Consider the following 13,018-nt stretch of genomic DNA (forward strand, 5'->3'; position numbering starts at 1 on the left):
CGCTACGCCGCCAGCAGCCGTTCGGCCTGGGCGCGGGCCTCGTCGGTGATCTCGGCGCCTGAGAGCATCCGTGCGATCTCCTCGCGGCGCTCCGCCGGATCGAGCGGGGTGACGCCGGTGCGGGTAACGGTGCCGTCGTGGCTCTTGGCGATCAGCAGGTGGCGGGCGCCGCGCGCGGCGACCTGGGGGCTGTGCGTCACCACCAGCACCTGCGCGCGCTCGGCGAGACGCGCGAGCCGCTCGCCGATCGCGCTCGCCACCGCGCCGCCGACGCCGCGGTCGATCTCGTCGAAGATCAGCGTGCGCGCCCCGCCTTCCTCGGCCAGCGCGACCTTGAGGGCGAGGATGAAGCGGGACAGCTCGCCACCGCTGGCGATCCGCACCAGCGGACCGAACGGCGCGCCGGGATTGGTCGAGACCAGGAACTCGACGCGGTCGGCGCCGTGCGTCCCCCATTGCTCGCGCGGCAGCGGCTCGACGGCGGTGCGGAAGCGGGCGGCGTCGAGCTTGAGCGGCGCCAGTTCGGTCATCATCGCCGCGTCGAGGCGTTCGGCGGCGGCGATACGGGCGGTCGAGAGGGCCTCGGATGCCTCCTCATAGGCCCTCGTCTTCTCCGCCAGCGCGGCTTCGAGTGCGGCGATCTCGTGCCCGCCGCTTTCCAGCCGGGCGAGACGTCCCGCCAGCTCCTCGGCAAGCAGGGCGAGATCGTCGGGCTGGACGCGATGCTTGCGGGCGAGCGCGCGCAGGTCGAACAGCCTCGCCTCGTCGGTCTCGAGCGCGGCCGGATCGAACGCCAGCGCCTCGGCGGCGGCATCGATCGAGGCCTGGGCGGCATCGCCCTCCGCCAGCGCCCGGTCGATCGCGGCGAGCGCCTCGGCCAATGCGGGATGGGCGTCACCGACGCGATCGAGAATGCGCCCGGCCTGGCGCAGCCGCGCGAGCGCGCCATCCGAATCGTCGAGCAGCGCCGCGACCGCCGCGAGCTCGCCCGCGACCTTCTCCCCACGCTGCATCGCCGCGCGGCGTTCGGCGAGCGTCGCCTCTTCGCCAGGATTGGGCGCGAAGCTTTGGAGCTCGGCGACGGCATGTTCGAGCCACTCGCGGTCGGCCTCGGCGGCACCCTGCTCGGCGCGGGCGACGGCGAGCGCGTCCTCCGCCTCGCGCCAGGCATGGTAGGCGACCGCGACCGGTCCCGTATCGCAGCGCCCGAACGCGTCGAGCAGCGTGCGATGACCGCGCGGGTTGAGCAGGCCCCGGTCGTCATGCTGGCCGTGGATCTCGACAAGCTGGCCGCCAAGCTCGCGCAGCAGGCCGGCCGAGGCGGGCTGGTCGTTGACGAAGGCGCGGCTGCCGCCGTCCGCCTTGAGGATGCGGCGGATGATGAGCGGCTCGCCCGGCTCCAGCTCCAGTCCGTTCTGCGCCATCAGCGAGGCGATCGCGCCATCGGGCGGCAGCTCGAAGGTGGCGGCGACGCTCGCCTGCTGCACGCCATGGCGGACCAGCCCACTGTCGGCCCGTGCCCCAAGGGCTAGCCCCAGCGCATCGAGCAGGATCGACTTGCCCGCTCCGGTCTCTCCCGTGAGCACGCCGAGGCCGGGTGCGAAATCGAGGTCGAGCGCCTCGATCAGCACGACGTCCCGGATGGCGAGCGCGGTCAGCATCGCCCTTGCTCTGCCATGCCGGCGCCCCGGGTGGAAGTCAGCGCGGGCGGCGCTTGCCCTTCCCGCCTTCCTGCTGCGGCGTCGTCTGCTGAACGTCGATCGCTTCCGGTGCCGCGGAACTCGGCGGGTGCTGCTCGACCAGCTTGTAGGCGTGCCGATACCAGTCGGTGCCGGGATAGTTGGCGCCGAGCACCGCCGCCGACTTCTCCGCCTCCTTGTGCAAGCCGAGCGCCAGATAGGTCTCGGTCAGCCGCATCAGCGCCTCGGGCGCGTGGGTGGTGGTCTGAAACTGGTCGATCACCGCGCGGAAGCGCATCGATGCCGCCAGCCACTGGCCGCGCCGCTCGTAGAAGCGGCCGATCTCCATCTCCTTGCCGGCGAGATGGTCGCGCACCAGGTCGATCTTGAGCCGCGCGTCGGCGGCGTAGCGGGTGTTGGGATAGCGCCGCGTGAGCTCGCCCATCGCGTCGAGCGCCTGCTGCGAGATCTTCTGGTCGCGCGTCACGTCGTTGATCTGCTCGTAGTAGCTGAGCGCGATCAGATAATAGGCATAGGGCGCGTCGCGATTGCCCGGGTGGACCGACAGGAAACGCTGCGCCGACTGGATCGCCTGGGTATAATCGCGCGCGAGATAATAGCTGAATGCGCCCATCAACTGCGCGCGGCGCGCCCAGATCGAGTAGGGATGCTGGCGCTCGACCTCGTCGAACAACGCGGCGGCGAGCTTATAGTCGCCCCGGTCGAGGCGCGCCTTGCCGGCCGAATAGAGCGTGCCGACGTCGCGGGCGACATAAGGCAGGTCGCCGCTGCCGCCTCCCCGACGTGCGCAGCCGGCGGCGGCGAGGACGCTGAGACTGACGAGCGCGAGTGCGGCGGCGCGGAACTTCGAAATACGCATGGGCCGGCTGTGTAGCCCAGGCCGCGGGACGCAGCCAATCCTTTTCGTATCGAGAGGGATCGACCGTGCAGCGAACGGTGTTATGGGCCGGAACGACCGTTCGGAACTCTCGGGAACCTTGACCCATGACCGCCACGCTGCTCGCCACCCATCGCGTCGAGAAACCCTGGGGCCGCCATCACCTGTGGCCCGGATTCGCCGACCCGGCACCGGACGGCGAGCCGATCGGCGAAGTGTGGTTCCAGACGCCCGGCGACGAGACGCCAGAGTTGCTGATCAAATATCTGTTCACCAGCGAGAAGCTGTCGGTCCAGGTCCACCCGGACGACGAGCAGGCGCACGCCCGCGGTCTCCCGCGCGGCAAGGACGAATGCTGGCTGATCCTCGCCGCCGAACCCGATTCGACGATCGCGATCGGCACGCATGAAAAAATCTCTCCCGAGGAACTGCGCGCCGCCGCGCTCGACGGCTCGATCGAACAGCTCGTCGACTGGAAGCCGGTGAAGGCGGGCGATTTTTTCTATTCGCCCTCGGGCACGATCCATGCGATCGGCGCCGGCCTTACCTTGATCGAAGTGCAGCAGAACTCCGACACCACCTACCGCCTCTACGACTATGGCCGCCCGCGCGAGCTGCATCTCGACGACGGCATCGCGGTGTCCGAGACCGGCCCCTATATGCCGCACCCGATGCCAGGGCGCGTGGCGGACGACCGCACCATCCTGGTCGAGGGGCCGAAGTTCGTGCTCGAGCGCTGGCCGGCGGGACGCCGCCGCTTCGCCCTGCCCCAAGGCGCCACCGGCTGGCTGATCCCGATCGCCGGCGAAGGCGCGGTCGACGGCGTCGGCTTCAAGGCCGGCGAATGCCTGACGCTGACCGGCGACTGCGAGCTGGTGGCGCAGGACGGCGCCGATCTGCTATTCGCCTATCCAGGCGAGCGGCGGATCGAGATGTCAGGGGAATGAACGCCCGGTAGTTCGCCGTACATGCAACCCCCTGTATGCTGCAGGCGTTCGGTTTTCGCCTGTCCGAAGAGGAGGACAACATGCGCAGCTCCATTCTCACCGCCGTGATCGCCGCGATCGCCTGCTCGACGGTTCCCGCCGCGGCGGCAACCACCTCCGCTCCTGCCTATCAGGACGGTGACCGGGGCCAGTTCAACCGTGACGTGCGCCGCGCCGTTCGGGACTATAACCGCGACCGTGGACGCGACTACCGCGACCAGCGCGATTGGCGGCGTTACCGCAACTACGACTACAACCGGCCGGAGCGCGGCCACCGCTATTATGACCCGTCGCGCTACTATCGCGACGGCCGCTATTACCGCGAGCGGCGCCTCACCCGCCGCGACCGCATCTATTACGGCAACGACGGCCGCTATTATTGCCGCCGCAACGACGGCACCACCGGCCTGATCATCGGCGGCGTCGCCGGCGGCGTGCTGGGCAACACCATGGCCGGGCGCCGCGATGCGCTGATCGGGACGCTGATCGGCGCGGCGGCAGGCGGCGCGCTCGGCAACGCGATCGACCGCGGCAACGTCCGCTGCCGCTGAGCGGGAGACGTTGCGTCGTGCTCCTGCGAAGGCAGGAGCCCTGGGTCACGGACGTGTCGCTTGCGGCCTGGGCTCCTGCCTTCGCAGGAGCACGGGTACCGCCTGCGTTTCGGTCTAGAGACTGTTTCAGCAAAGCTGAAACGGTAGCGGCGCCGGCGCCGATTCAGCGAAGCTGAAAACGACGCTAGGCCGAAACAGCTTCAAGGAAAGGCTCCGGCGGTCGCCCGCCGGAGCCTTTTCACGTCAGAAGATGAAGCCGCCCATCCACAGGCGCAGCACCGCCACCACCAGCACGAGCAGGTTGAAGTTGCGGCCGCTGTTGTGGCTCGACAGCACGCCGACGGCGGCGCCGATCACCGCGATCGGGATCGCGGCATAGTTGAGGATGCCGAGCAGCGGGATCAGCCCGGGGATCGCGAAGACCAGGGCGACGAGCCCGATCAGGATCGAGAGGAGATTGAGCATGGGTGCAATCTAGCCCCGTCGCGGTGTATTATCAAGATAGAACAGCCGGCATCGCCAACGCTTCCTTAACCACATCGGGTGCAGGGAAGCGGCGATGAGCCGCATTCCTCTCGCCCTGCTGCTGCCGATCGCGCTCGCCGCCTGCGGGGGCGGTGCGCCGCAGCAGCAGAACGTCGACACGCTCGACCAGGAGCTGGCCGAGGGCATCTCGAACAACGGCAGCGACCCGCTGCTGACCGGCGCGCTGCAGGATCAGATCATGGTCGACCCGCAGCTCGCGCAGAAATCCAACGCCGATTCGGTACGCCCGCCGAGCCAGCCCTATGCGGCGCCGGTGCCGGCGACCGACGTCGCCGCCGGTCCCGCGCCCGCCGCCGGCGAGGTCATGAGGACGCCGCCGCCGGTCGCCGGCGGCTGCCCGCAATGCAAGGCGGCGGACGAATCGCTGACGCTCGGCGCCCTCGCGGCGCGGCAGAAGGGCCGGGGCGCCCCCGGCTGCATCGCCAAGCTGCGCTATGCCGCCGGCTGGGCGAACCGGCTGCCCCGCGACATCCCGCTCTACGCCAACGCCCGCGTGATCGAGGCGGCGGGCGTGCAGGACGCGCAATGCTCGCTCCGCGTGGCGAGCTTCACCGTGCCGCAGCCGATGCAGGCGATGCTCGACTGGTACTATACCCGCGCCGTGAAGGCGGGCTTCACCGCCGAGCACCAGTCGGACGGCATCCAGCACGTCCTGGGCGGCACCCGCGACCGCGACGGCGGCGCCTATGTGCTCTACCTGACGCCGCGCGAAGGCGGCGGCACAGATGTCGACCTGATCGCAAACAACGGCGTTTGACGCTGTTTCGCGTCCCTTCACGTCTTTCCCGCGACGGTAGAGATTCCCCAGGGGATGACGGACGCAAGCGGGTCGGCTAGGCGTCGGAGATGAACCTGCTTCTCGTCATGCTCGGCGGCGCGGTCGGCGCCGGTGCGCGGCATCTGGTCGGGCGGCTGACGCTCGCGCTGTTCGGGCCCGGCTATCCATGGGGCACGCTGGCGGTGAACCTGATCGGCGGCCTCGCCATGGGGCTGCTCGCCGGCATCCTCGCGCGGGGGAGCTGGGGCGAGCCGATGCGGCTGCTGCTCGGCGTCGGCATCCTCGGCGGCTTCACCACCTTCTCCGCCTTCAGCCTCGACGTGGTGACGATGATCGAGCGCGGGCAGGCGGTCACGGCGATCGGCTATGTGCTGGTGTCGGTGATCGGATCGGTGCTGGCGCTGTTCGCGGGTCTCCAGGCGGTCCGGGCATTGGCGTGAGCGAGGTTCGCCAGTTCACCGTCGGTGCCGACGACGACGGCATCCGGCTCGATCGCTGGTTCAAACGGCACCTGCCGGAGACGAGCTTCAACCTGGTGTCGCGCTGGGCGCGTACCGGCCAGCTCCGCGTCGACGGCGCGCGCGCGACGCCGGGCGACCGTCTCGCCGAAGGCCAGACGATCCGCGTGCCGCCTGCCGAGCCGGCGCCCGCCGAACCGCGACCGAAACGCGAGCGCCCTCCCCTCGCCGACGAGCAGATCGAGTTCGCGCGGGGCCTGGTCATTCACCGCGATCCGCAGGCGATCGTCATCAACAAGCCGCCGGGCTTGGCGACGCAGGGCGGCACGCGCACCGAGGAACATGTCGACGGCCTGCTCGACGCGCTTCAGTTCGAAGCGGAGGGGCGGCCGAAGCTGGTCCACCGGCTCGACAAGGATACCTCGGGCGCGCTGCTGCTCGCCCGCACCGCCCGCGCCGCCGCCTTCTTCTCCAAGCATTTCTCGGGCCGATCGGCGCGCAAGGTCTATTGGGCGCTGGTGGTCGGCGTGCCCGAGATCGACGATGGCCTCATCGACCTGCCGATCGCCAAGCAGCCCGGCACCGGCGGCGAGAAGATGCACGTCAGCGAGCACGAGGGGCAGCCGTCGCGCAGCCGCTATCGCGTGATCGAGCGGGCGAGCAACCGCGCCGCCTGGGTCGAGCTCCAGCCGCTCACCGGACGCACGCATCAGTTGCGCGTCCATATGGCGGCGATCGGCCACCCGATCGTCGGGGACGGCAAGTACGGCGGCAAGGAGGCGTTCCTGACCGGCGGGGTCAGCCGCAAGATGCACCTCCACGCCCGCCGCATCCGCATCGACCATCCCGACGGCGGCAAGGTCGACGTGAGCGCCGAGCTGCCCGAGCATTTCGCCGAGAGCATGGCGATGCTGGGCTTCGACCTCAGCCTCGGCGACAGGCCGCTCGCCGAGGACGCGCCGCCGCCGAGCAAGGCGCAGCAGAAGGCGAAGGCCAAGGCGCACGCCAAGACGGTGCGCAAGGAACGCCGGGGGGAACGACGGAGCCGGGGAACGGCGAGACGCTGATCCCGCCCCCTCGCCCTGTTCGTCATCCCGGCTTCCACCGCGATGACGACGGGCTAACAAATCGCTTTCCTAATAGGATTCGCTTTGCTTGAAGCGTCCGACTCACCGACGGCCGCCTTGTCGCGGCCGGGGGATAAGTGGACCAAAGTGAACGAATGAAGCGCGACTCCCTTCACTTTCGCACCGGCCGCGACCGGTTCCGGGAGGGACCGGTGCAATGTCGCGGTCGAGTCCGAAAACACGGTGCAGCGGAGGGGCTGGCGGCCGCGCCGCGGCATCGCGCATCGACGCGGTCGATCGCATGAACCGGCTGGCGCTGTTCGACTGCGACGGGACGCTGGTCGATTCGGCCGCCAACATCTGCCGCGCGATGGAGGAGACCTTCGCCGGCCATCGGCTCGACGTGCCGTGCCGCGACGCGATCCGGCGCATCGTCGGGCTGAGCCTCAACGAGGCGATGGCGGCGCTGCATCCGGAGGGCGACAACCCCTTCCACCGGCGGCTGGCGGCGGACTACAAGCGCGTGTTTCAGGCGATGCGCGGCAATGGCGGGCTCGCGCCGGAGCCGCTCTATCCCGGCATCGCCGAGGCGGTCGCCGCCCTCGACGGCGCCGGCTGGCTGCTCGGCGTCGCGACCGGCAAGTCCGACCGCGGGCTCCTGCTGATCCTCGAGCATCATGGCCTCAGGCATCGTTTCGTCACGCTCCAGACCGCCGACCGCCACCCCTCCAAGCCCGACCCGGCGATGGCGGCCGCGGCGATCGCGGAGGCCGGCGCCGCACCCGAGACCACGGTGATGATCGGCGACACCAGCTTCGACATGATGATGGCGGTGAACGCCGGCGCCCATGCGGTGGGAGCGGGCTGGGGCTATCATCCGCCCGAGGAGCTCGCTGCGGCCGGCGCGCGGCAGGTGGTGGCCCACGCCGATCATCTGGCGGAGGCGCTGCTTGCCTGCCTCGACCGACCGGCTATGGCGGCGCGATGACCACGGAGCGCACCGCCCGCAACCGCTGGCTCGCCATCGTCGGAGTCCGCATCGCCGCGGCCGCCGGCGCGGTGCTGGGGATCATCCTCGCCGCCCGCGCGCCTGACTGGGCGAGCAAGGGGATCGGCATCGCGCTGGTGCTCGCCGCGCTCTATGTGATGGCGGTGGTGCCGCTCGCGCTGGCGCACCGTTGGCGCACGCCGCCGGACCAATGAAGCGGTTCTGGAAGGACGTGGCGGTCGTCCGGGAGGGCGACGGCTTCGGCATCGCGCTCGACGGCCGGCCGGTTCGGACGCCCGGCCGCGCGCCGCTGGCGGTGCCGAATGAGGCGCTGGCCGAGGCGATCGCGGAGGAATGGCGCAGCGTCGGCGAGACCATCGAGCCGAGCGCGATGCCGCTCACCGGCCTCGCCAACGCCGCCATCGACCGGATCGCGTCCGATCCGGCCACCTTCGCCGCCGGCCTGGCCCGGTACGGCGAGAGCGACCTGCTCTGCTACCGCGCCGAGTCGCCGGCGCCGCTGGTCGAACGGCAATACGCCGCCTGGGACCCGCTGCTCGACTGGGCACGCGGCCGCTACGACGTGCATTTCGAGACGACCGCGGGCGTGATCCACCGGCCTCAGCCCGAGGCGACGCTCGCACGGCTGCGGGAGGTGGTGGCGCATCTCGGCCCGTTCGAGCTCGCCGGCCTGTCGCCGCTCGTCACCGTCACCGGCTCGCTGATCGCCGCGCTGGCGCTGCTGGAGGGTGCGGCCGACCTCGAGACCATCTGGCGCGCAAGCCGCGTCGACGACGACTGGCAGGCCGAGCAATGGGGCGAGGACGAGCTCGCCCGCCAGGCGGCCGAGGCCCGCCGCACCGACTTCGAGGCCGGCGCGCGGTTCCTCAGGCTACTCGGTTAGCGGCGCCGCCGGCTTCGGCAGCATCCACGCGATCACCGCCCCCGCCGCCAGGAACGACAGCATGTCGCAGACGAAGCTGTAGATGAAATAGCCCGGCGGCGCATGGTTGAACACGATCTGGCCGAGGTGGATATGGGCCGGAATCGCGATGGCGAAGAGGCCCACCAGCGTCAGCCGCCGCCCGAAGCTCAGCGGCGCCGCGAGACGATAGACGGCGAAGGCGATCAACACCGCCGCGATGACCGCGAGGATCAGCCCGCCGATCAGCGCACCGCCGTCGACGACCGGGAAACCGCTCGCGTTGAACTGCACCAGCGCGACCGGCCCCTGCGCATAGAGGCCGCTCCCGATCTGCGTCCCCGGCCACGGCACGGTGTAGACGCCGGTCCCGGTCGGCCCGAGCTCACGCGCCAGCGTCGACTGGATCGCGGCGTTGGCGGCGTCGGGCGCGACGCTGAGCGCAAGCCGGTTGAGCGGCGTGCCCCAGAAGATGAAACCTACGACCCACATCGCGGCCCCGCCCAGGATGCCGCCCAGCAACGCTCGTCCCATCATCTTCCGTCTCCCCTGCTATGTCGCGGTGGTGAGCCCCCTGATGAAGCCGATCAGGCCCGTCTGCCGCGACCTCTTCAAACGCTCGGCCGCCAGAATGGTGCGCACGCACGCAAAGCAGCGCTCGACATCGTCGTTGACCAGGACATAGTCATAGCCGTCCCAGTGGCTGACCTCGGCCGCCGCGCGCGCCATCCGCGCCTCGATCACCTCCATCGTATCGGTGGCGCGATGCGTGAGCCGGCGGTGCAGCTCCTCCATCGAAGGCGGCAGCACGAACACGCGCACGACGTCGCCGCCCGCGATCTGGTAGAGCTGCTGCGCCCCCTGCCAGTCGATGTCGAACAGGACGTCCTGCCCGGACTTCAACATCGCCTCCACCGGCGCGCGCGGCGTACCGTAGCGATGGCCGAAGACGTGCGCCCATTCGAGGAACTCGTGGTTCGCGACCATCTCGCGGAAACGCTCGAGATCGACGAAATGATAGTCCCTGCCGTCGACTTCGCCCGGCCGCATCGGCCGCGTCGTCGCCGAGATCGACATGCCGAGGCTCGGTTCGGCGGCGAGCAGCTTGCGCGCGATCGTCGACTTGCCGGCACCCGAGGGCGAGGACAGCACGAACAATACGCCGCGGCGGCGGAACTTGTGGGGATCGTCTTCTCGGGCGTCGGCCATGCACGCTAGTGGCTTGGCCGGCGGGGTCGCGTCAAGCCGATCGCTCGGTCCCGGCGAGAGTTCGGCGCAGCTTCCCGAGCCCCTTCAGCACCAGCCAGCCGGTCGCGAAGGTCACGGCGACGGGCACCACCACCTTGAGCGCCGCACCGGTCACCCCGCCGATGATCGCGCCGTCGGCGATGCCGTCCTCGCCTTCCGCGCTGTCCAGAACCGCGCCGATCGCGGCGCCAATCGTAGCCAAACCCATCGAATGCTCCTTCGTCCGCGTGAGAGCGCTCGGAATGAGGAAGGGTTCCGCTACCCGACCATCGTCTCCGGCCGTACCACGCGATCGAACGTCGCCTCGTCGACCAGCCCGAGCGCCAGCCCCGCCTCCTTCAGCGTCAGCCCTTCGGCATGAGCGTGCTTGGCGATCCTGGCGGCATTGTCGTAGCCGATCTCGGGCGCAAGCGCCGTCACCAGCATCAGCGAGCGCCGGACCAGCTCGCCGATCCGCCGTTCGTCCGCCTCCATGCCCTCGACGCAGCGCTCGGCGAAGCTCTCCATTCCCACGGTGAGCAAATGAATCGAGCGCAGCACCGCGGCGCCGATCAGCGGCTTGAACACGTTGAGCTCGAGATGCCCCTGCAACCCGCCGACGGTGATGGCGGCGTGATTGCCGATCACCTGCGCGGCGACCATCGTCAGCATCTCGCACTGGGTCGGATTGACCTTGCCGGGCATAATCGAGCTGCCGGGCTCGTTGGTGGGCAGCACCAGCTCGCCGATCCCCGAGCGCGGGCCGGAGCCGAGCAGGCGGATGTCGTTGGCGATCTTGGTCAGCGCGACCGCGAGCGTGTTGAGCCGCCCCGAGAAATCGACCAGCGTGTCGTGCGTCGCCAGCGCCTCGAACTTGTTGGGCGCGGTCTCGAACGGCAGGCCGGTGATCCGCGCGAGCTCGGCGGCGATGGCCTCGGCGAAGCCCGGCGGGGCGTTGAGGCCGGTGCCGACCGCGGTGCCGCCCTGCGCGAGCTTGCTAAGGCCATGCTCGATCAACGGCGCCAGCCGCGTGCGGGCAAGCCGGACCTGGGCATGATAGCCGGAAAATTCCTGGCCGAGCGTGAGCGGCGTCGCGTCCTGCAGGTGGGTGCGGCCGATCTTGACGATCCCGTCCCACGCCTCGGCCTTGGCGAGCAGCGCCGCCTCGAGCCGCTCCAGCGCCGGCACCAGCCGCCGCGTCGCCGCGATCGCTGCCGCCACATGCATCGCGGTCGGGAAGCTGTCGTTCGACGACTGCGATTTGTTGACATGGTCGTTGGGATGGACTGGCGACTTGCCGCCCCGCGCACCGGTCAGGATCTCGTTCGCGCGTCCCGCGATCACCTCGTTGACGTTCATGTTGGACTGGGTGCCACTGCCGGTCTGCCAGATCACCAGCGGGAACTGGTCGTCGAGCTTGCCCGCCGCCACCTCGGCCGCCGCGGTCTCGATCGCGTCGGCGATTTCGGCGGGGAGGCCGTGCTTGCGGTTCACCCGCGCGGCCGCCTGCTTCACCAGCGCGAGGGCATGGACGATCCCGATCGGCATCCGCTCGGTCGGGCCGAACGGGAAGTTCTCCACGCTGCGCTGCGTCTGCGCGCCCCAATAGGCGTCGGCAGGCACCTCGATCGCGCCGATCGAGTCGGTTTCGGTACGGGTTGCGCTCGCCATCCATTCCTCCGTCATGCCGGGCTTGTTCCGGCATCCACGGTGCCGCAAACCTCGCGCCAACGAATGTGCGGATGGGTGGCCCCCGGAACAAGTCCGGGGCGACGGTCATTTCTTGCGCTTGAAATCCACCGCGACGACGTTCGACCCGTCCTCGACCGGCTTGGCGACAGGCTCGTCGTTGTCGGCCGGCTCGTGCGGCTCGTCGTCCTGCTCGTCGCCGGCCTGGAACCGGAGCTCGAAATTGACCGCCGGGTCGTGGAAGCCGGTGATCGCGGCGAAGGGGATCGCCAGCGTCGACGACACCTGGTTGAAGCTCAGGCCCACCGAGAAGCCCCGGTCGTCGACCTTGAGGTCCCAGAACCGGTGCTGGATGACGATCGTCATCTCGTCCGGGAAACGCTCGATCAGGCGCTTGGGGATGTCGACCCCGGCGGCCTGGGTCTTGAAGGTGATATAGAAATGATGCTCGCCGGGCAGGCCGCCCGCGTCCGCGATCGAGCCAAGCACGCGCCCCACCACCGCGCGCAAGGCTTCTTGCACGATCTCGTCGTACGGAATCAGGCTGTCGGGAACGGGCGTGCTCATCGCGCGCACGCTGGCCTCCTTTCCCGGCACGGTCAAGATTGCACAGACGCGTCACTACGCTATTGGGCGGGCGATGCGCACCGCCAGCCTTACCCGCGCCACCAGCGAGACCCGGATCGAAGTCGCCATCGACCTCGACGGCACCGGCCTCTACGAAGTCGCCACCGGGATCGGCTTCCTCGACCATATGCTCGAGCAGCTGTCGCGCCATTCGCTGATCGATCTCAGGCTCCAGGCGGAAGGCGACCTTCACATCGACCAGCACCATACCGTCGAGGATTCGGCGCTGGCGCTGGGCGCGGCGCTGGCCGAGGCGCTCGGCGACAAGAAGGGCATCCGCCGCTACGGCGACGCGCTCTCGCCGATGGACGAGACGCTGACCCGAGTCGCGCTCGACATCTCGGGCCGGCCCTATCTGGTGTGCAAGCTGCCCTTCACCCAGAAGAAGTTGGGCGAGATGGACACCGAGCTGTTCGAGCACTGGTTCCACAGCTTCGCGCAGACCGCGGGCATCACGCTGCACGTCGAGACGCTCTACGGATCGAACAACCATCATATCGCCGAGAGCGCCTACAAGGGCCTCGCCCGCGCGCTCCGCACCGCGATCGAGATCGATCCGCGCAAGGCCGACGCGGTGCCCTCGACCAAGGGCACGCTCTAGC

The 13,018-nt window shown here is 69.8% G+C and carries 17 protein-coding genes; 9 read left to right on the forward strand and 8 right to left on the reverse strand.

Features of this window, described 5'->3' with window-relative positions; all coding sequences use genetic code 11:
- Window positions 1-2: 2 nt before the first annotated feature.
- Both recN and ACMGER_RS01320 read right to left on the reverse strand, forming a co-directional pair.
- The gene (gene recN / locus ACMGER_RS01315; protein WP_436810324.1) at window positions 3-1,661 is read right to left on the reverse strand and encodes a DNA repair protein RecN; all 1,659 of its coding nucleotides are present in this window, start codon (window positions 1,659-1,661) and stop codon (window positions 3-5) included.
- Between the two features lie 37 nt (window positions 1,662-1,698).
- A complete protein-coding gene (locus ACMGER_RS01320; protein ID WP_436810325.1) occupies window positions 1,699-2,559 on the reverse strand; it encodes an outer membrane protein assembly factor BamD in 861 nt (286 codons plus the stop codon).
- A gap of 125 nt (window positions 2,560-2,684) precedes the next feature.
- Here ACMGER_RS01320 and ACMGER_RS01325 point away from each other — a divergent pair, with 125 nt between their 5' ends.
- Both ACMGER_RS01325 and ACMGER_RS01330 read left to right on the forward strand, forming a co-directional pair.
- The gene (locus tag ACMGER_RS01325; protein ID WP_436810326.1) at window positions 2,685-3,524 is read left to right on the forward strand and encodes a class I mannose-6-phosphate isomerase; all 840 of its coding nucleotides are present in this window, start codon (window positions 2,685-2,687) and stop codon (window positions 3,522-3,524) included.
- Window positions 3,525-3,604: 80 nt separating this feature from the next.
- A complete protein-coding gene (locus ACMGER_RS01330) occupies window positions 3,605-4,114 on the forward strand; it encodes a glycine zipper 2TM domain-containing protein (RefSeq protein WP_436810327.1) in 510 nt (169 codons plus the stop codon).
- 243 nt (window positions 4,115-4,357) lie between these two features.
- Here the strand turns inward: ACMGER_RS01330 and ACMGER_RS01335 are convergent, their stop codons facing one another.
- Entirely contained in the window at window positions 4,358-4,579 is a 222-nt protein-coding gene (locus tag ACMGER_RS01335) for a hypothetical protein (protein WP_436810328.1), read from the reverse strand.
- A gap of 94 nt (window positions 4,580-4,673) precedes the next feature.
- Here ACMGER_RS01335 and ACMGER_RS01340 point away from each other — a divergent pair, with 94 nt between their 5' ends.
- The 6 genes from ACMGER_RS01340 to ACMGER_RS01365 all read left to right on the forward strand — a co-directional run bounded on the left by ACMGER_RS01340 (window position 4,674) and on the right by ACMGER_RS01365 (window position 8,855).
- Window positions 4,674-5,417: a hypothetical protein gene (locus ACMGER_RS01340; protein ID WP_436810329.1), complete on the forward strand. Its 744-nt coding sequence runs from the start codon at window positions 4,674-4,676 to the stop codon at window positions 5,415-5,417.
- An 89-nt stretch (window positions 5,418-5,506) separates the two neighbouring features.
- Window positions 5,507-5,878, forward strand: coding sequence for a fluoride efflux transporter CrcB (gene crcB, locus ACMGER_RS01345; protein WP_436810330.1), 372 nt, complete (start codon window positions 5,507-5,509; stop codon window positions 5,876-5,878).
- The gene (locus tag ACMGER_RS01350; RefSeq protein ID WP_436810331.1) at window positions 5,875-6,963 is read left to right on the forward strand and encodes an RluA family pseudouridine synthase; all 1,089 of its coding nucleotides are present in this window, start codon (window positions 5,875-5,877) and stop codon (window positions 6,961-6,963) included. The genes crcB and ACMGER_RS01350 overlap by 4 nt, the downstream gene beginning before the upstream one ends.
- Window positions 6,964-7,264: 301 nt before the next feature.
- On the forward strand, window positions 7,265-7,951 hold the full coding sequence (locus ACMGER_RS01355) for an HAD-IA family hydrolase (protein WP_436811637.1): 687 nt from the start codon (window positions 7,265-7,267) through the stop codon (window positions 7,949-7,951).
- Window positions 7,948-8,166 carry a hypothetical protein gene (locus ACMGER_RS01360; protein ID WP_436810332.1) on the forward strand — a complete coding sequence of 73 codons (219 nt, stop codon included), beginning with the start codon at window positions 7,948-7,950 and terminating at the stop codon, window positions 8,164-8,166. Before ACMGER_RS01355 ends, ACMGER_RS01360 begins: the two co-directional genes overlap by 4 nt.
- Window positions 8,163-8,855: an ATP12 family chaperone protein gene (locus ACMGER_RS01365; RefSeq protein WP_436810333.1), complete on the forward strand. Its 693-nt coding sequence runs from the start codon at window positions 8,163-8,165 to the stop codon at window positions 8,853-8,855. Before ACMGER_RS01360 ends, ACMGER_RS01365 begins: the two co-directional genes overlap by 4 nt.
- On the opposite strand, the gene ACMGER_RS01370 is transcribed toward ACMGER_RS01365, so the two are convergent.
- From ACMGER_RS01370 to ACMGER_RS01390, 5 genes are all read right to left on the reverse strand, one after another.
- The gene (locus ACMGER_RS01370; protein WP_436810334.1) at window positions 8,844-9,410 is read right to left on the reverse strand and encodes a hypothetical protein; all 567 of its coding nucleotides are present in this window, start codon (window positions 9,408-9,410) and stop codon (window positions 8,844-8,846) included. The genes ACMGER_RS01365 and ACMGER_RS01370 overlap by 12 nt on opposite strands.
- A 15-nt stretch (window positions 9,411-9,425) precedes the next feature.
- Entirely contained in the window at window positions 9,426-10,082 is a 657-nt protein-coding gene (gene gmk, locus ACMGER_RS01375; RefSeq protein WP_436810335.1) for a guanylate kinase, read from the reverse strand.
- A gap of 31 nt (window positions 10,083-10,113) precedes the next feature.
- A complete protein-coding gene (locus ACMGER_RS01380; protein ID WP_436810336.1) occupies window positions 10,114-10,329 on the reverse strand; it encodes a hypothetical protein in 216 nt (71 codons plus the stop codon).
- A 50-nt stretch (window positions 10,330-10,379) separates the two neighbouring features.
- Window positions 10,380-11,771 carry a class II fumarate hydratase gene (gene fumC / locus ACMGER_RS01385; RefSeq protein ID WP_436810337.1) on the reverse strand — a complete coding sequence of 464 codons (1,392 nt, stop codon included), beginning with the start codon at window positions 11,769-11,771 and terminating at the stop codon, window positions 10,380-10,382.
- A 105-nt stretch (window positions 11,772-11,876) separates the two neighbouring features.
- Window positions 11,877-12,356, reverse strand: coding sequence for an SspB family protein (locus ACMGER_RS01390; protein ID WP_436811638.1), 480 nt, complete (start codon window positions 12,354-12,356; stop codon window positions 11,877-11,879).
- 73 nt (window positions 12,357-12,429) lie between these two features.
- On the opposite strand from ACMGER_RS01390, the gene hisB reads away from it, so the two are divergent.
- Window positions 12,430-13,017 (forward strand): imidazoleglycerol-phosphate dehydratase HisB, encoded by a 588-nt coding sequence (gene hisB, locus ACMGER_RS01395; RefSeq protein ID WP_436811639.1) that lies wholly within the window; start codon window positions 12,430-12,432, stop codon window positions 13,015-13,017.
- The last annotated feature ends 1 nt before the right edge of the window (window position 13,018 follow it).

Origin of the sequence: Sphingomonas astragali, assembly GCF_051400615.1 — a bacterium.
GTDB lineage: Bacteria > Pseudomonadota > Alphaproteobacteria > Sphingomonadales > Sphingomonadaceae > Sphingomonas.